Annotated in this window: 15 protein-coding genes and 1 pseudogene; 1 reads left to right on the plus strand and 15 read right to left on the minus strand. The window is 73.0% G+C overall.

Going from position 1 to position 16,956, the window contains the following annotated elements; translation table 11 throughout:
- Positions 1-177 precede the first annotated feature (177 nt).
- Positions 178-1,665, minus strand: a complete 1,488-nt coding sequence (locus ACFYR3_RS01660; protein ID WP_355855983.1) for an anthranilate synthase component I — start codon at positions 1,663-1,665, stop codon at positions 178-180.
- 11 nt (positions 1,666-1,676) lie between these two features.
- The gene (gene hisI / locus ACFYR3_RS01665; protein ID WP_355855986.1) at positions 1,677-2,090 is read right to left on the minus strand and encodes a phosphoribosyl-AMP cyclohydrolase; all 414 of its coding nucleotides are present in this window, start codon (positions 2,088-2,090) and stop codon (positions 1,677-1,679) included.
- Between the two features lie 142 nt (positions 2,091-2,232).
- Here hisI and ACFYR3_RS01670 point away from each other — a divergent pair, with 142 nt between their 5' ends.
- A complete protein-coding gene (locus ACFYR3_RS01670) occupies positions 2,233-2,868 on the plus strand; it encodes a TIGR03085 family metal-binding protein (RefSeq protein WP_389280997.1) in 636 nt (211 codons plus the stop codon).
- Between the two features lie 329 nt (positions 2,869-3,197).
- Here ACFYR3_RS01670 and ACFYR3_RS01675 read toward each other — a convergent pair whose 3' ends face one another.
- The 13 genes and pseudogenes from ACFYR3_RS01675 to hisD all read right to left on the minus strand — a co-directional run bounded on the left by ACFYR3_RS01675 (position 3,198) and on the right by hisD (position 16,918).
- Positions 3,198-4,475: an MFS transporter gene (locus ACFYR3_RS01675; protein WP_389280999.1), complete on the minus strand. Its 1,278-nt coding sequence runs from the start codon at positions 4,473-4,475 to the stop codon at positions 3,198-3,200.
- A 37-nt stretch (positions 4,476-4,512) separates the two neighbouring features.
- Entirely contained in the window at positions 4,513-5,100 is a 588-nt protein-coding gene (locus ACFYR3_RS01680) for a helix-turn-helix domain-containing protein (protein ID WP_355855992.1), read from the minus strand.
- A gap of 89 nt (positions 5,101-5,189) precedes the next feature.
- On the minus strand, positions 5,190-6,608 hold the full coding sequence (locus tag ACFYR3_RS01685; protein ID WP_389281001.1) for a PucR family transcriptional regulator: 1,419 nt from the start codon (positions 6,606-6,608) through the stop codon (positions 5,190-5,192).
- A gap of 113 nt (positions 6,609-6,721) precedes the next feature.
- The gene (locus ACFYR3_RS01690; RefSeq protein ID WP_389281003.1) at positions 6,722-9,232 is read right to left on the minus strand and encodes a LuxR C-terminal-related transcriptional regulator; all 2,511 of its coding nucleotides are present in this window, start codon (positions 9,230-9,232) and stop codon (positions 6,722-6,724) included.
- Positions 9,233-9,824: 592 nt separating this feature from the next.
- Positions 9,825-10,802: a dienelactone hydrolase family protein gene (locus tag ACFYR3_RS01695; protein ID WP_389281005.1), complete on the minus strand. Its 978-nt coding sequence runs from the start codon at positions 10,800-10,802 to the stop codon at positions 9,825-9,827.
- 336 nt (positions 10,803-11,138) lie between these two features.
- Positions 11,139-11,894, minus strand: a complete 756-nt coding sequence (gene hisF / locus ACFYR3_RS01700) for an imidazole glycerol phosphate synthase subunit HisF (protein ID WP_389281007.1) — start codon at positions 11,892-11,894, stop codon at positions 11,139-11,141.
- An 80-nt stretch (positions 11,895-11,974) separates the two neighbouring features.
- A pseudogene (locus tag ACFYR3_RS01705) lies at positions 11,975-12,355 on the minus strand (RidA family protein); the annotation flags it as partial.
- Entirely contained in the window at positions 12,352-13,077 is a 726-nt protein-coding gene (priA, locus tag ACFYR3_RS01710) for a bifunctional 1-(5-phosphoribosyl)-5-((5-phosphoribosylamino)methylideneamino)imidazole-4-carboxamide isomerase/phosphoribosylanthranilate isomerase PriA (RefSeq protein WP_355850303.1), read from the minus strand. The pseudogene ACFYR3_RS01705 and the gene priA, both read right to left, overlap by 4 nt.
- The gene (gene hisH, locus ACFYR3_RS01715; RefSeq protein WP_389281222.1) at positions 13,074-13,721 is read right to left on the minus strand and encodes an imidazole glycerol phosphate synthase subunit HisH; all 648 of its coding nucleotides are present in this window, start codon (positions 13,719-13,721) and stop codon (positions 13,074-13,076) included. The genes priA and hisH overlap by 4 nt, the downstream gene beginning before the upstream one ends.
- Positions 13,712-13,876, minus strand: a complete 165-nt coding sequence (locus ACFYR3_RS01720) for a hypothetical protein (protein WP_261708150.1) — start codon at positions 13,874-13,876, stop codon at positions 13,712-13,714. Before ACFYR3_RS01720 ends, hisH begins: the two co-directional genes overlap by 10 nt.
- Positions 13,873-14,466 (minus strand): imidazoleglycerol-phosphate dehydratase HisB, encoded by a 594-nt coding sequence (gene hisB, locus ACFYR3_RS01725; RefSeq protein WP_266757720.1) that lies wholly within the window; start codon positions 14,464-14,466, stop codon positions 13,873-13,875. The genes ACFYR3_RS01720 and hisB overlap by 4 nt, the downstream gene beginning before the upstream one ends.
- Positions 14,463-15,599, minus strand: a complete 1,137-nt coding sequence (locus tag ACFYR3_RS01730) for a histidinol-phosphate transaminase (RefSeq protein WP_355850307.1) — start codon at positions 15,597-15,599, stop codon at positions 14,463-14,465. Before ACFYR3_RS01730 ends, hisB begins: the two co-directional genes overlap by 4 nt.
- Positions 15,596-16,918 carry a histidinol dehydrogenase gene (gene hisD / locus ACFYR3_RS01735; protein ID WP_389281010.1) on the minus strand — a complete coding sequence of 441 codons (1,323 nt, stop codon included), beginning with the start codon at positions 16,916-16,918 and terminating at the stop codon, positions 15,596-15,598. The genes ACFYR3_RS01730 and hisD overlap by 4 nt, the downstream gene beginning before the upstream one ends.
- Positions 16,919-16,956: the final 38 nt, after the last annotated feature.

The raw sequence follows: 16,956 nt of genomic DNA on the forward strand, positions 1-16,956 counted from the left end.
TGCGTGAGCCTCGTCCTACTGCCCGCGATCCGCCCGCGATCCGCCCACGGTCGTACGGCCCCGGGCACGGTCGGGGCACCATCGGCCGCCGCGACAACTGCCCGCCGCCCGGCCGCCCGAGCCGTCCCGGCACCGGCACCGGCACCGGCAGACCCGAGCCGGAGCCGGCCCGTCGCGCTACTGTCCGAGCCGGTTCGCCGTGTGCACGGCGCGCAGGACCGCCGCAGCCTTGTTGCGGCACTCGTCGTCCTCCAGAGCCGGGACCGAGTCGGCGACGATGCCGGCGCCGGCCTGGACGTATGCCGTGCCGTCGCGCAGCAGGGCCGTACGGATGGCGATGGCGGTGTCGGAGTCGCCGGCGAAGTCGAGGTATCCGACGCAGCCGCCGTACAACCCGCGCCGGGACGGCTCCAGTTCGTCGATGATCTGCATCGCGCGCGGCTTGGGCGCGCCGGAGAGGGTGCCGGCGGGGAAGCAGGCGGTGAGCACGTCGAAGGCCGTACGGCCGGCGGCGACCCGGCCGGTCACCGTGGAGACGATGTGCATCACGTGCGAGTACCGCTCGATGGACATGAAGTCGACGACCTCGACGGAGCCGGGCTCGCAGACCCGTCCGAGGTCGTTGCGTCCCAGGTCGACGAGCATGAGGTGCTCGGCGCGCTCCTTGGGGTCGGCGATCAGCTCGTCGGCGAGGGCCTGGTCGTCCTGGACGGTCGCGCCGCGCGGCCGGGTGCCCGCGATGGGGTGCACCATCGCCTGCCCGCCCTCGACCTTGACCAGGGCCTCCGGGGAGGAGCCGACGACGTCGAAGCCGTCGAAGCGGAACAGGTACATGTACGGCGACGGGTTGGTCGCCCGCAGGACCCGGTAGACGTCCAACGCGCTTGCGGTGCACGGCGTTTCGAAGCGCTGGGAGGGGACGACCTGGAAGGCCTCACCGGCCCGGATGCGCTCCTTGATGTCCTCGACCGCGTCCTGGAAGTCGGGGCCGCCCCAGAGCGCGGTGTACTCGGGGAGTTCGGAGGGCGGGAGCGCGGCGGGCGGCTGGGACACCGCGCGCGAGAGGTCGGCCTCCATGGCGTCGAGGCGGGCGACGGCGTCCGCGTACGCCTCGTCGACGCCTGTGTCCAGGTCGTTGTGGTTGATCGCGTTGGCGATCAACTGGACCGAACCGTCCCAGTGGTCCAGGACGGCCAGGTCGCTGGTGAGCAGCATGGTCAGCTCGGGCAGCTTCAGGTCGTCCTGCTCGCCGGGGCCGATCTTCTCCAGGCGGCGCACGATGTCGTAGCCCAGATAGCCGACCATGCCGCCGGTGAACGGGGGCAGCCCCTCGCCCTGCGGGGTGTGCAGCGCCTCGATGGTGGCGCGCAGGGCCGCGAGCGGATCGCCGTCCACGGGGACGCCGACGGGCGGGGTGCCGAGCCAGTGCGCCTGTCCGTCCCGCTCGGTGAGGGTCGCGGCGGAGCGGACGCCCACGAAGGAGTAGCGGGACCAGGACAGGGAGGTGCGGCCGTTCTCCGCGGATTCGAGGAGGAACGTGCCGGGGCGCTCGGCGGCCAGCTTGCGGTAGAGCGCGACCGGCGTGTCGCCGTCCGCGAGCAGTTTGCGGCTGACGGGGATGACACGGCGGTCGGTGGCCAGCTTGCGGAACGTCTCGAGGTCCATGGCGGCTGACCTTACTGATTCCCGGCCGCTACACCGGAATCGGTGGCGTCGTGCCGGTCGCCGGCGTCCTTCAGCAGCACGTCGGCGTCGAAGCAGGTGCGGGCTCCGGTGTGGCAGGCGGCGCCCACCTGGTCGACCCGCACCAGGAGGGTGTCGGCGTCGCAGTCCAGGGCCACGGACCTGACGTGCTGGAAGTGGCCGGAGGTGTCGCCCTTGACCCAGTACTCCTGGCGGCTGCGCGACCAGTAGGTGCAGCGACCCGTGGTGAGGGTGCGATGCAGTGCCTCGTCGTCCATCCAGCCGAGCATCAGCACCTCACCGGTGTCGTACTGCTGGGCGATGGCGGGGACGAGTCCGTCGGTGCTCCGCTTGAGGCGGGCGGCGATCTCGGGGTCCAGGCTGCTGGGCAAAGGCGTGCTGGTCATGCGTGCCATTGTGCCGCGCCGGACCGTCGCGCCCGGCCGTTGTCCACAGGCCGGACCCCGCGGTTGTCCACAGGCCGGACGCGACCGGATCCGCCGCGCTCCCCACTGGGCGGAGCGGCTGCCCGGTCGTAGGCTGGCTGGCATGTCGACCCATGCGAAGCGCGAACGGCTCCTCCTCGCCGATCTGTTGGAAGCCGTGGGACCGGACGCCCCCACCCTGTGCGAGGGGTGGACCAGCCGGGATCTCGCCGCGCACGTGGTGGTGCGTGAGCGCCGCCCCGACGCCGCCGGCGGTCTCGTCATCAAGCAACTCGCGCCCCGCCTGGAGCGGGTGATGGCGGAGTTCGCCGAGAAGCCGTACGAGGAGCTGATCCTGCTGATCCGTACGGGGCCGCCGCGCTTCTCGCCGTTCTCCCTGAAGCAGCTCGACGAGGCGTCGAACGTGGTCGAGTACTACGTCCACACCGAGGACGTGCGGCGCGCGCAGCCGGACTGGACGCCGCGCGAGCTGGACACGGTGTTCCAGGAGGCCCTGTGGTCGCGCCTGGATCGCACGGCCCGGCTGATGGGCCGCGGCAGCCCGACGGGTGTGGTCCTGCGCCGGCCGAACGGCCAGACGGCGGTACTGAACAAGGGCACGCCCGTCGTGACGGTGACCGGCGAACCCTCGGAGCTGCTGATGTTCGCGTTCGGCCGACAGAGCGTGGCGGACGTCGAGCTGGACGGCGACAAGGACGCGATCGCCAGGCTCCACGAGGCGAAGCAACTGGGAATCTAGGTCGCCGGGTCACCAGCCTCCTCGGCCGGCACCGGTCACCAGACCTTCGACCCCACCGCCGGGCCGGTTCGGCCGCCACCGGTCGCCAGGCCCTTCGACTACGGCCCGGCCGCCGGAGCCGATCCGAGGCCACCAGGTCGCCAGACCCTTTCGGCCACCACCGGGCCGCCAGGGCCGTTCCGTCGCGACCTGGCCGCCAGGGCCGTTGCCGCCACCGGTCGCCAGACCCTTCGGCCATCACCGGGCCGCCAGGGCCGTTCCGTCGCGACCGGGCCGCAGGATCTGATCTGTGGCCACCGGGTCGCGAGGTGCGGTCCGGTGGCCGCCGGTCAGCGGGGCAGTTCGGCGCGCCGCAGGTCCCGTACGCACAGGACGAGGACCCCGCCGAGGCCGCACACCGCGGCGCTGGTGACGAAGACGGGCCCGGTGCCCCACCAGCCGATCGCGGCGGCGGTCAGCGGCATGCTGAGGGGCGCGAGGCCCAGGCTGACGATCCCGCCGACGGCGCTGACCCGGCCCAGGTAGGCGGGGTCGGACTGGGTCTGCAGGAGTGCCCCGCACAGGGCTCCGCTGAGGCCGGCGAGCAGGCCGATGACGAGGGCGACACCAGCGGCCGCAACCACGTTCGGCGCGAAGGCGAGCGCGCCGATCGCAACGGAGCCGCCCAGGATGGCCACGGCGGCGAGGGTCCCCGCGCGCGGCAGCCGTCCGCGCAGCGTCAGCAGCAGCCCGGCGGCTCCCGCGCCGACGCCGAAGGCGGCGAGGACCCAGCCCATCCCGGACGCTCCCCAGCCGCGCCGGTCGGCGAGCAGGGTCAGTCCCACGTTCAGCGGTCCCACGAAGCCGAGGTCGCCGAGGGCGATGGCGGCTATGAGCGGGGCGAGGACGCGGTGGCCGCGGATGTAACGAAGACCGTCGCGGAGGTCGCGCCAGGCGGTGCGGTCCGCCGGGTCCGCCGTGTCGTCCGCGGGCAGTTCCCGCATACGTACGGAGATCAGCAGCGGCACCGACACGGCGATCAGCATCCCCGCCAGCGCGAACGCCGCCGCCGAGCCGCCGAGGGCCACCCCGAGGCCGCCGAGCGGGGCGCCCACCACACTGGCGAAGCGGATCGCGAGACCCCGCATGCCCTGGACCCGGGCGAGCTGGTCCCGGCCGGTGACACGGGCCGGGAGGGCGCCCACGGCGGGCATGAACACGGCGTCGACCGTGCCGAAGACGACGGCGAGCAGGGCCAGCAGCCACAGCCCGGGACTGGCCGCGAAGAGCAGCGCGGCGACCGTCAGCACGGCCGCGCAGCGCACCGCGTCGCTGCCGATGACGACCCTCCGCGGCCCGAACCGGTCGGCGACCACTCCCCCGCCCAGCATCAGCAGGGCCCTCGGCACGGCGCTGACGGCCATCACGAGCCCGGCCTGGGAGGGCGTACCGGCCTGGACGGCCGCCCAGGACAACGCGATGTAGAAGACGTTGTCGCCGATCATCGACGAGGTGTAGGCACCGAGCCAGCGCAGGACGTTGCCGTCGCGGTGGGCGGGCCTGCCGGGGGCTTGTGCGGGGACCTGCGCGGGGGCCTGTGCGGGGGTCGGTACAGCGGTCGCGGTCACGGGATCGAGTCCTCTCGGGTCGGGCGCGCTCTCGGGATCAGACACGGAACGGGAATCCGTACACGTGCAGCGCGACGTTCTCGCGCCCTTCGGTGTCACCGGCCGCTTCGTCCACGCGGCCCCTCTCGTCGTACTTCCTGATGACGGCGAGCAACTCGTCCTTCAATTCGCCCAGTTGGACCGCAGTCAGCCGCAAGGTCCCCTCCACGTCGACGGACGCGTCGTTCCACTCCGTCGGCCAGGCCGCTCGTTCGTCGAGGTAACGCCGGTACAGCTCGCTGCGCTGATCGTGGTAGAGGCGGGTGAAGGCGAGATGGGCCGCCTCCTTCTCGGGCGCGTCCCGGAAGTCGACGCCCTGGACGCTGACGCCGTCGGACGCCGGCTGCCACCACCGCTCGCGTCCGTCGCCGCTGCGCGGCTCGGCCTCCTCGATCAGCCCGTGCTCGGCGAGCTTGCGCAGGTGGTAGCTGACGAGCGACGGCGCTTCGTCGACCTGCTCACCCAACTGGGACGCGGTGGCCGCATCCGCGACGAGCAGGGCGCGGTACAGCCGCATGCGCAGGGGGTGTCCGAGGGCTTTCAGCGTGCCCACATCCGTGATCCGGCGGTTCTCCTTGCTTGCCATGCCCCGACACTAGATGTGAAAGAAACGTTGCGCAACTAAAATTGCGCAACTTTTCTTTCGCATCTGCCGAGACGGCGAACGCCGCCGGGTCAGGGGTCGAGCAGCGTGTGGGCGGCCAGGGCCAGGGACAGTTCCACGACGTCCGCGGGGCGGGTCAGGGAGCGGCCGGTGAGCTGTTCGCAGCGGCGCAGCCGGTTCAGGACCGTGTTGCGGTGGCAGTAGAGGCGGCCCGCGGCCCGCTGGGCGGACCCGTCGCAGGCGAGCCAGGCCGTCAGCGTGTCCAGCATGACGTCCCGGTCGGACAGGTCCAGCCGCAACAACGGCCCGAGAACCCGCTCGGAGAGCGCAGCGCCGAGGACCGGCGCGGAGACGACGAGCGCGGCGGGCAGGTGCTCCTCCAGGACTACGGTTCCGCCGAAGCGCGGGCAGGCCCGCAGCGCCGTGTCGGCCAGGCGGCGGGCGTCACCGATCGCCGCGAGACCGTCCACCACCGGGCTCACTCCGACCCGGGCCACCGGCGGGGCGGTCAGCCGACGGGCGATCTCCCCGGCGTCCACGTCGGGCCCGTGCGTCCGGGGGCGTTCCCCGCCTCGGCGGTCTCCGGCGTCCGGACCGCCCTCGGCCACCGGGCCGGGCGTCGGCTCGGGGCCGGCGCCCGGGAGGCCGCTCTCGTGGCCGCGGCCTGGCCACTCCCCGTCGTAGGGGTGGTCGCCGAGCAGGACGATGCCGTAGCTGCCCTCGCTGTCCCGGTCGCGGTCGCGGTACCAGAGCACCCGCAGACCGGAGAGGCGCACCTGGCCCCGTACGTCCGCGAACGCCCGGCCGACAGGGAGGCGGGCCAGCACCACCGCGTACCGGCCCTGCTCGGGAAGCCCGAGGGCGGCGGCGGTGGCCGGCAGATCGGCGATCCGGGCGGTGCCGTCGAGCAGCGCGGCCGTCATCAGCCGCAGCCGGTTCTCCCGGCGCCACATCAGCTCGCGCTCCGTCTGGCGGTAGGCGTCGGCGACGACGGCGCAGTGATCGTCGACGAAGTTCCACACGTCGGCGGCCACATGGACGAGCAGCCGCGCGTCGGAGGGGTGGCGGCGGGTCGTCTCGTCGACGAGCTCCTGCCAGATCATGCCGCCGCCCAGCCGGAAGGCGCGCAGCAGGGCGTCCAGTGGGAGACCGCGTTCGGCGCGGGCCCTGCCGATGACCCAGGAGCAGCGGTGGGCGGCCTCGCGCAGTTCACCGGGCCGGATCAGGGATCCGACGTTGAGCCGCAACGAGCGCTGCACCTCGTCGCGCACGCTCTCCGCGTCGGCCTCCATGGCCGCGCGGTACGCGGGTTCGCGCTCCCTCAGGAGGTCCATCAGGCGTTCGGTGAGTTCGGGCAGCCCCGCCATCAGCGCCCGGGCGGCGCGGTGCAGTACCGAGAGGGCCTCCGCGTCGACGGCCGGGCGGGCGGCCGGTACCGGGGGCCGCGGTCCGGGCTGGGACCGGACGTGGGCGGGTACGAGGTGCTGCATCGCTGTCCTCCACCGGAGTCGGCTCGGTCCGGACCGCCCGGGCGGCCGACGCGCGGCACACGGGTGCTCCGGACCTCCTGATCCCGCAGGATGACATACCGCCCGGTCGGTACCTAGGGGTGTGCGGCGGTCTTCTCGGCCCGGTCCACCAACCGGGAGAGCTCGACGCGGGACCGGACCCCCAGGGTGGCGAAGACATTGCGCAGGTGGTGGTCCACGGTGCGGGGGCTCACGGACAGGCGCAGCGCCACTTCGCGATTGGTGGCCCCCTCCGCCACACAGCGGGCGATCCGCAGCTGCTGGGGTGTCAGGAGCGTGAGCTGACCCGCCGGCTCATCCGGTCCGGCGTCCCCGGTGGCCCGCAGTTCGGCCCTCGCCTGCGTGGCCCAGCCGAGCGCCCCGCCCCGCTCGAAGGACACCAGCGCGTCCCGCAGACGGCCGCGGGCCTCGCCCGGTCTGCGCCGGCGCCGCAGCCAGGCGCCGTAGAGGAGTTGGGTGCGGCCGCGTTCGAAGTCCCCGGCCGCCTCGTCGTGTCGGTCGAGCGCGATGGTGAACAGCGCCTCGCATTCCTCGGGGCCGCTCAACAGCGCACGGCAGCGGGCCAGTTGGGCGGGGGCCTGGAGATCGGCGCCCTGCGCGGCCCAGTGGGCGAACTCGGCCACCGCGGACCGGGCCGCCTCCGTCTGTCCGGTGCGGGCCGCGGCTTCCACGAAGCAGGGGACGGCGAGCATCCGTACCGCGAAGTGACCGCGGCGCGGGCCGGCGCCGACCAGGGGTCCGAGCCGCGCGGCGGCCTCGGGGAGCCGGCCGCGGGCCAGATCGGCACGGGCCCGCGCCCACTGGGCCAGCGTGGCCGCCTGGGCGAGACCGTGTGACGCGGCGACGCCTTCGGCGGCGTCGGCGTGCTCCGCGACGGCCTCGGAAGAGCCCTCGACCGACGCCACCAGCGCGAGGATCGCGTGGTGGTGTGCCGCGAGGTTGTCCTGGCCGGCACCGCGAGCCGTACGCAGGCCGTCCTCGGCGTGAGCCCGGGCGCGGGCATGACGGCCCGCGCGCAGCTCTCCGTAGGCCAGGCGTTCCAGCGCCTGGGCGACCAGGATGTACGGGCCCCGGGCTCTGGCGACGGCGAGCGCACGGGAGTTGGCGCGGCAGGCGGCGGTGAGGTCACCGACGACGAGGGCGGCGCCACCTGCCCGCAGCAGCGCTTCCGGGCCGTCGAGGATTCCGGTCTCCCCCGATCCGGCCACCACCTCCCGCAACGGCTGCCGTCCGGTGTCCAGGCGGCCGTGCATCACGGCGGACATCCCCGCCCGGTACGCCGCGAGCCGCCGGTCGGCTTCCGGCCAGGCCGGGTTGTGGTCCGGCCGCGCCGGGATGTGGTCCGGCCAGGCCGAAGTGTGGTCCGGCCGCACCTGAGCGTCTTCGCCCCGCGCCAGGGTGTGGTCCGGCCGCACCGGAGCGTCTTCCGCCCGCGCCGGGGTGCGGTCCAGGGCTTCCACGCACGCCGCCGCGTCGCCCATCGCCCAGGACGCCTCGACGGCTGCGAGCCGGGCGGCCAGGGCGCGGTCCGCGTCGGCGGGGGCCAGCAACTCGGCGGCCAGCAGCAGCGCTTCGCGGGCGTCGGCGACCGGGCTGTCCTGGAGGGCGAGCTGCCCGCTCACCAGTTGGGCCACGCCGCGCACGGCGCCGTGCGGGCCCTCGCACCCGGCCTGTGCGAGCAACTCCCGTGCGCGGTGCGGCAGTCCCGCCAGCCGGGCCTGATCGGCGGCGTTGATCAGGCGGACGGCGCGCGGTTCCTCGTCGGCGGCGAGTTCGGCCGACCGTGCCCAGGCCGCCGAGCGCTCCGCGTGGGTCGGTCCGCCGTCCGGCAGCGCCGCCGCGGCGGCGAGCGCGTCGCCGAGACCGGGTGCGGGAGCGGTGGCCGCCGAAGCCCGGTGGAAGAGAACGGGCAACGCACGCGGGCCCCCGGTGTGGGCATCGGCCAGCAGACGGTGGGCCGCACGTCGGCGGGCGGGCGGGACGGCCGCGTAGACGGTGCGGGCCAGGCACGGATCGACGAGGCGGATACGGCCTCCGGCGAGCTGGAGAAGTCCCGCGGCCTCCGCGGCGTCGAGGGCACCCGCGTCGAGTCCCCCCGCCCCGGCCGCCCTGAGAATCACCGCCGCGTCCGCCCCGGCGGCCCTCGCGTCCCGCTCCCGCTCGGCCGCCACCAGCAGCAACAGGCCCGCCGGAGCGCCGCCCACGGCACCCGAACCCGAGCCCGCGACGCCGTCCACGCCGGGCAGCGCACCAGGTTCAACCGCTTCCCCGACCACGGACACCGGGTCGCCGACCGGGTCGGCCGGGGTGACCGGACCGGCCGGGGTGACCGGGTTGGGCGGGGTGGCCGAGCTGGCCGAGCTGAGCGAGCCGGCCGAGCTGAGCGAGCCGGCCGAGCCGGCCGAGCTGAGCAAGCCGGCCGAGCCGGTCGCGCCGGGCATGCCGGCCACGTTGGTCAGTTCGGCCACGTTGGTCAGGTCGGGCACGCCGGTCGCATCGGTGACGCCGGTCGCATCGGTCGAGCGAGCCGCGCTCGGCACGCCGGGCACACCCGTCGCCTCGGTCACGCCGGTCACGCCGGTCACGCCGGGGTCGTATACCGCCGGGGTGTCGGCGCGTACGGCGGTCGTACGGCCGCGACCGGCCCGGGGCTCCGGACGCTCCGGCCACCGGCGCCGGTTTCCGCCGACGCGGACCGCGGCGCGGAGGACTGTCGCCGGGCCCGGCGCGGTGGGCGGCGGCGCCGTGGAACCCGGCGCCGGGAGGGGTTCCGGCTCGTGCCCGGGGGCGAGCGGCCGACCGGGGCCGCGGCTCTGGCCCGGGTCGTTCGACGCACCCCGGGCGGGCGGCGGTAACGAGCTCCGGCCGGCTGTCCGGAGGGGACTTCGCGCAGTCGCGTTTCCAGTCACGACCGTCACGTTACTTCCGCGTAAACGAAGGCGGAAGTCCCGCGTTCGGCTGTCCCCGCGAGCCCCGAAACCCCTTCTGACCTGGGCGGACAAGGCCCTCTCCGGGGCAGCGGCTGGGCATGCTCCCAGGCCCGGCGGGCAAGGCTTGTGCGCCCGCACAAGTACCGCGCCCCGACACCGCGCCGCGGTCCCCGGACCCGTACGCAGATGACGGCCGCCGGGAAACGGCGGCCGTCACCCCCGCACGGGTCGGACCGTGCGGAGCGGGTCAGGAGGTGCGCGGGCAGTTGCCCCGGTACTCGGCGATCGTCGTAGAGGACTGCGGCAGCGGGCAGAGGAACTGCTCGTAGCGGGTGTCATTGTCGATGAACCGCTTCAGCCACGAAATGCTGTACTTGGCGATCGTCGTGTTCGAGCTGTTGGGCGTGAAGTGGGTGGCACCCCTGAGTTCCAGGTACGCCTTGTCGAGCGTGCTCGGCAGACTCTGGTAGAAGGGCTCGGAGTGCGTGGCCACCGGTGCGATCGTGTCGCCGTCGGCGCCCACGATCAGGGTCGGCGTCTTGATCTCCGGCCAGGTGGTGTCCAGGTTCCAGCCGGTGAGCGGAATCGCCGCCTGGAGCGAGGGACGGCTCTTCGCGGCCTCCAGCGTGCCCCCGCCGCCCATCGAGTGGCCCATGACACCGAGTCGGCTGCTGTCGATCCTGCTCCGCACGGAACTGCTCTGGGTCAGGTAGTCGAGCGCGGCCAGCAACTGCTGTCCCCGGCTGGCGGGTTGGTCGAGAGTGGTGAGGGTGTCGATGGTGAACACCACGAAGCCCTGGGAGGCGAGCCGGGGCCCGAGCCAGGCGATGGACGACTGGTAGGCGGTGTACCCGGGTGCGATGGCGACCGCGCCGAAGGTGCCGTCGCTGGTCGAGGTCGGATAGTAGACGGTGCCGCCGCCGAAGCCGCTCACGGACAGCGCGGAGACGGTGGTCCGGGAGACGGCGTAGGACCCGGTGGCCGCCTCGATACTGGCGTTCGTGGGGGCGGGGCCACGCTCGTACGGGTTCGTGGCGGCCTGCGCCGAGACGGCCGGTGCTCCGACGGCCTGCGCCCCGGTGGCCTGCGCGGCGACGAGGCCGCCGGCGGCCAGGAGCACCGCGAGGCCGGCCCGCACCAGCCGGTTCGTGAGCCTGTTGGGGCGGCGGGGGGACGGGTCGGGGCCGACGGGTGCGGCGGGGAGTGCGCGGTTCGGGTGCTGCACGGTGGGTGCATCCTCTCGGTGAGGGAGGACGGACCCGCGCCGCGGTCGAAGCGCCGCCCTGGCATGGGGTGTTGAAGGCGCACGCCGCGAAACGACGGGGGTCCGTCTCGGTGGTTGCGGTGGCAACTGTCCGCCCCGGACCCGGCCCGTACATCGGCAGAATCACCGGTCTTGGCCCACCGCGCCCCGCCGTCCCCGTCGCCCCCGCACGGAACCCGGGCGTCCAAGTCCAACGGTGGACGGCCCCTTCCCCCGGATACGGCTCACCACGGAACACGGCCCGCACCCGGCAGCGGAAGCTGCCCGGTGCGGGCCGTGAACGGTGGTGCGGGATCGTCAGCGGACGGGATGCCCCGCTCCTCGCAGGGTCTCCTTGACCTCGCCGATCCGCAGGTCACCGAAGTGGAAGACGGACGCGGCCAGCACCGCGTCGGCGCCCGCCTCGATGGCGGGCGCGAAGTGGTCGAGCCGGCCCGCACCGCCGCTGGCGATCAGCGGAACGGTGACGTGCTTGCGTACGGCCTCGATCATCTCGATGTCGTAGCCGTCCTTGGTGCCGTCCGCATCCATCGAGTTGAGCAGGATCTCGCCCGCGCCCAGCTCGGCGGCCCGATGGGCCCACTCGACGGCGTCGATGCCGGTGCCCTTGCGGCCGCCGTGGGTGGTCACCTCGAAGGAACCGTCCTCGGTCCTGCGCGCGTCCACCGACAGCACCAGGACCTGCCGCCCGAACCGCTCCGCGATCTCCCGGATGAGGTCCGGCCGGGCGATGGCGGCCGTGTTGACGCCGACCTTGTCGGCGCCGGCCCGCAGCAGCTTGTCGACGTCCTCTGCGGTGCGGACACCGCCGCCGACCGTCAGCGGGATGAAGACCTGCTCGGCCGTGCGACGCACCACGTCGTACGTGGTCTCACGGTTGCCCGAGGACGCGGTGATGTCCAGGAAGGTGAGCTCGTCGGCGCCCTCGGCGTCGTACACCTTGGCCATCTCGACGGGGTCGCCCGCGTCGCGCAGGTTCTGGAAGTTGACGCCCTTGACGACCCGGCCGTTGTCCACGTCCAGGCAGGGGATCACTCGGACCGCCAGGGTCATGACTGCCCTTCTCCCTGCTCTGTGCGGCCTTCGCCGGACTGTTCCGCCTGGCTCTCGCCCGCCGTGTGGTTCTCGCTCGCGCGGAACGCCTCCACCTCGACCTCGACGACCAGACGCGAGTCCACCAGACCCGCGACGATGATCATCGTCGCGGCGGGGCGGACGACGTCGAACAACTGCTTGTGGGCGCGGCCGACTGCCTCGACGTCCCGGGCATGGGTGATGTACATGCGCGTACGGACGACGTCGTCGCGGCCGAGGCCGAGCTGCTCCAGCGCGGCGAACGCGGCGTTGAAGGAGTTGAGCGCCTGCTCGTACGGGTCGCCCTCGGCGATCTGGCCGTCGATCACCGAGGTGCAGCCGGACACCAGCACCAGGCCGTTCGGCAGTTCCACCGCGCGGGAGTACCCGAAGGTCTCCTCCCAGGGCGCGCCGGTCACGACGCGGCGGACGGCGCTCACCGGGCTACCGCCGCCAGGGCCTCTTCGAGGGTGAACGCCTTCGCGTACAGGGCCTTGCCGACGATGGAGCCCTCGACGCCGAGCGGCACGAGTTCGCCGATGGCGCGCAGGTCGTCCAGCGACGACACCCCGCCGGAGGCGACCACCGGGCGGTCGGTCGCCGCGCACACGGTGCGCAGCAGCTCCAGGTTCGGGCCCTGGAGCGTGCCGTCCTTGGCGATGTCCGTCACCACATAGCGGGCGCAGCCCTCGGAGTTGAGGCGCTCCAGCGTCTCGTAGAGGTCGCCGCCGTCGCGGGTCCAGCCGCGGCCGCGCAGGGTCGTGCCGCGGACGTCGAGGCCCACCGCGATCTTGTCGCCGTGCTCGGCGATGACCTTGGCGACCCACTCGGGGGTCTCCAGGGCGGCGGTGCCGAGGTTGACCCGGGTGCAGCCGGTCGCGAGGGCGGCCGCCAGGGAGGCGTCGTCGCGGATGCCGCCGGACAGCTCGACCTTGATGTCCATCGCCCGGGTGACCTCGGAGATCAGGTCCCGGTTGTCGCCGGTGCCGAACGCGGCGTCCAGGTCGACGAGGTGCAGCCACTCGGCGCCCGCGCTCTGCCAGGCCAGGGCGGCCTCCAGGGGGGAGCCGTAGGAGGTCTCGGTCCCGGACTCACCGTGTACGAGACGGACGGCCTGGCCGTCGCGGACGTCGACGGCGGGGAGGAGTTCGAGCTTGCTCACAGTGTTCCGATCCAGTTGGTGAGGAGCTGGGCTCCGGCGTCGCCGGACTTCTCGGGGTGGAACTGGGTGGCCCACAGGGCGCCGTTCTCGACGGCCGCCACGAAGGGTTCGCCGTGCGTGGACCAGGTCACCAGGGGGGCGCGCAGCAGCGGGTTGCCGACTTCGAGGGACCAGTCGTGGACGGCGTAGGAGTGGACGAAGTAGAAACGCGCGTCGGCGTCGAGGCCCGCGAAGGCCTGCGAGCCGGCCGGGGCCTCGACGGTGTTCCAGCCCATGTGGGGCACGATGTCGGCCTTCAGCGGCCCGACCGTGCCCGGCCACTCGTCGAGGCCCTCGGTCTCGACGCCGTGCTCGATGCCGCGCGAGAAGAGGACCTGCATGCCGACGCAGATGCCCATGACGGGGCGGCCGCCGGACAGCCGGCGGCCGATGATCCAGTCGCCGCGCGCCTCCTTGAGGCCCTTCATGCAGGCGGCGAAGGCGCCGACGCCCGGCACCAGCAGACCGTCCGCGTTCATCGCGGTGTCGAAGTCGCGTGTTATCTCGACCTCGGCGCCCGTGCGGGCGAGGGCGCGCTCGGCCGACCGTACGTTTCCGAAGCCGTAGTCGAAGACGACGACCTTCTTGGGTGCGCTCAACTCCAGACCTCCAGCCTCATGACGCCCGCGACGAGACACATCGCGGCGCCTATCGAGAGCAGCACCACCAGGCTCTTCGGCATGTCCTGCTTGACGAAGGAGTAGATCCCTCCGAGGAGGAAGAGGCCGACAACGATCAGGATGCTCGACAGGCCTGTCACAGCGCGCCCTTCGTGGAGGGGAGGATTCCGGCGGCGCGCGGGTCGCGCTCGGAGGCGTAACGCAGGGCACGGGCGAGCGCCTTGAACTGGCACTCCACGATGTGGTGCGCGTTGCGTCCGTAGGGTACGTGCACGTGCAGTGCGATCTGGGCCTGGGCGACGAAGGACTCCAGGATGTGCCGGGTCATCGTCGTGTCGTACTCGCCGATCATCGGCGCCATCTTCTCGGGCTCGGTGTGCACGAGGTAGGGGCGGCCGGACAGGTCGACGGTCACCTGGGCGAGCGACTCGTCCAGCGGGACGGTGCAGTTGCCGAAGCGGTAGATCCCCACCTTGTCGCCGAGTGCCTGCTTGAAGGCGGCGCCCAGCGCGAGGGCGGTGTCCTCGATGGTGTGGTGCGAGTCGATGTGCAGGTCGCCCTCGGTCTTCACGGTCAGGTCGAACAGACCGTGCCGGCCGAGCTGATCGAGCATGTGGTCGTAGAAGCCGACGCCCGTGGCCACGTCGACCTTGCCGGAGCCGTCGAGATCGATCTCGACGAGGACCGACGTCTCCTTCGTCACCCGCTCCACGCGTCCTACGCGGTTCATGCGCTCTGCTCCTTCGGGGGTGCGGGGGTGTCCCCCGCAGAGCCCAGTAGTTCACGTACCGCGTCGAGAAACGCGTCGTTTTCCTTCGGGGTTCCGGCGGAGACCCGCAGCCACCCCGGTACGCCGTTGTCCCGGACCAGGACGCCCTGGTCGAGGATCTTCCGCCAGGCGGCGTGGGCGTCGGCGAACCGCCCGAACTGCACGAAGTTCGCGTCCGACTCGGTCACCTCGCAGCCCATCGCGCGCAGTTCGGTGACCAGCCGGTCCCGCTCGGCCTTGAGCTGCTCCACGTAGCCGAGCAGGGTGTCGGTGTGTTCCAGGGCGGCCAGCGCGGTCGCCTGTGTGATGGCCGACAGGTGGTACGGAAGTCGTACGAGCTGGACGGCGTCGACCACCGCCGGGTGGGCGGCGAGATAGCCGAGGCGCAGTCCCGCCGCGCCGAAGGCCTTCGACATCGTCCGGGAGACGACGAGATTCGGCCGTCCTTCGAGCAGCGGCAGCAGCGAGTCGCCGTGGCTGAACTCGATGTACGCCTCGTCGATCACGACCATCGACGGCTTCGCGGCCTGCGCGGCCTCGTAGAGCGCGAGGACCGTCCCGGGCGGGACCGCGTTGCCCGTGGGGTTGTTGGGGGTGGTGACGAAGACGACGTCCGGCCGGTTCTCGGCGATCGCCCGCTCGGCGGCGGCGAGGTCGATGGTGAAGTCCTCGCCCCGGGGGCCCGAGATCCAGGCCGTGCCCGTGCCGCGCGCGATGAGCGCGTGCATCGAGTACGACGGCTCGAAGCCGATCGCGGTGCGGCCGGGTCCGCCGAAGGTCTGGAGCAGTTGCTGGATGACCTCGTTGGAGCCGTTGGCGGCCCAGACGTTGTCGGCGGTGACCGGGTGCTTGCCGGTCTTCGTCAGATAGGCGGCCAGCTCGGTGCGCAGCTCCACCGCGTCCCGGTCGGGGTAGCGGTTGAGCCCGCGGGCGGCCTCGCGGACCCGCTCGGTGATCCGCTCGACGAGCGGCTCGGGCAGCGGGTAGGGGTTCTCGTTGGTGTTCAGGCGTACGGGGACGTCGAGTTGGGGTGCGCCGTAAGGGGTCTTGCCGCGCAGTTCGTCCCGTACGGGGAGATCGTCGATGCCAGTCACTTGCCCTCGGGTACCTTCCAACCGAACCTTGCCTTGATCGCCGCGCCGTGCGCGGGCAGGTCCTCCGCCTCCGCCAGCGTCACCACGTGATGGGCGACGTCGGCGAGCGCGTCCTGCGTGTAGTCGACGATGTGGATGCCGCGCAGGAAGGACTGGACGGACAGGCCCGAGGAGTGGCAGGCGCAGCCGCCGGTGGGCAGGACGTGGTTGGAGCCCGCCGCGTAGTCGCCGAGCGAGACCGGGGCCCAGGGGCCGACGAAGATCGCTCCGGCGTTCCTGACCCGGTCGGCGACCGCGGCCGCGTCGGCGGTCTGGATCTCCAGGTGCTCGGCGCCGTACGCGTCGACGACCCGCAGGCCCTCGTCGATGCCGTCGACGAGGACGATCGCGGACTGCCTGCCGTTCAGGGCCGGGACGATGCGGTCGTCGATGTGCTTGGTGGCCGTGACCTGCGGCTCCAGCTCCTTCTCCACGGCGTCCGCGAGGGCCGGCGAGTCGGTGACCAGGACAGCGGCGGCGAGGGGGTCGTGCTCGGCCTGGCTGATCAGGTCGGCGGCGACGTGCACCGGGTCGGCGGTGTCGTCGGCGAGGACCGCGATCTCGGTCGGGCCGGCCTCGGCGTCGATGCCGATCCGGCCGGTGAAGTAGCGCTTGGCGGCGGCGACCCAGATGTTGCCCGGACCTGTGACCATGGGGGCCGAGGCGCAGGACTCGGTGCCGTACGCGAACATCGCGACGGCCTGGGCGCCTCCGGCCGCGTACACCTCGTCGATGCCGAGCAGCGCGCAGGCGGCGAGGATCGTGGGGTGCGGAAGGCCGCCGAACTCCTTCTGCGGCGGGGACGCCAGCGCCATGGACGGGACGCCGGCCTCCTGCGCCGGGACGGCGTTCATGATCACGGACGACGGGTACACGGACCGGCCGCCGGGCGCGTACAGCCCCACCCGCTGGACCGGCACCCACTTCTCGGTGACCGAGCCGCCGGGCACGACCTGGGTGGTGTGCGTCGTCCGGCGCTGTTCGCGGTGGACGAGACGGGCGCGGCGGATGGACTCCTCCAGGGCCGCGCGCACAGCCGGGTCGAGCCGCTCCAGGGCCTCGGCGATGGCCTGGGCCGGAACCCTTACGGACTCCAGCCGCACTCCGTCGAACTTCTCCGCGTAGTCGATCAGCGCCGCGTCGCCCCGATGATGCACGGCCTCGCAGATGGGCCGCACCTTCTCCAGGGCGGCCGAGACGTCGAAGTCGGCTCGGGGCAGCAGGTCGCGCAGGGCGGGGCCTTCGGGGAGGGCGTCGCCGCGCAGATCGATTCGGGCCATCCGGAAATGTTGCAGCACGGGCTCAATTCTCTCAGACG

Origin of the sequence: Streptomyces sp. NPDC005784, from assembly GCF_042871525.1 — a bacterium.
Taxonomy (GTDB): domain Bacteria; phylum Actinomycetota; class Actinomycetes; order Streptomycetales; family Streptomycetaceae; genus Streptomyces.

What these genes read in the sequence shown, in the direction of transcription:
- ACFYR3_RS01660 (WP_355855983.1), bottom strand. Translation starts at nt 1,665, where the DNA reads ATGGACCTCGAGACGTTCCGCAAGCTGGCCACCGACCGCCGTGTCATC.
- hisI (WP_355855986.1), bottom strand. Translation starts at nt 2,090, where the DNA reads ATGACCAGCACGCCTTTGCCCAGCAGCCTGGACCCCGAGATCGCCGCC.
- ACFYR3_RS01670 (WP_389280997.1), top strand. Translation starts at nt 2,233, where the DNA reads ATGTCGACCCATGCGAAGCGCGAACGGCTCCTCCTCGCCGATCTGTTG.
- ACFYR3_RS01680 (WP_355855992.1), bottom strand. Translation starts at nt 5,100, where the DNA reads ATGGCAAGCAAGGAGAACCGCCGGATCACGGATGTGGGCACGCTGAAA.
- ACFYR3_RS01685 (WP_389281001.1), bottom strand. Translation starts at nt 6,608, where the DNA reads ATGCAGCACCTCGTACCCGCCCACGTCCGGTCCCAGCCCGGACCGCGG.
- hisF (WP_389281007.1), bottom strand. Translation starts at nt 11,894, where the DNA reads ATGACCCTGGCGGTCCGAGTGATCCCCTGCCTGGACGTGGACAACGGC.
- hisB (WP_266757720.1), bottom strand. Translation starts at nt 14,466, where the DNA reads ATGAACCGCGTAGGACGCGTGGAGCGGGTGACGAAGGAGACGTCGGTC.
- hisD (WP_389281010.1), bottom strand. Translation starts at nt 16,918, where the DNA reads ATGGCCCGAATCGATCTGCGCGGCGACGCCCTCCCCGAAGGCCCCGCC.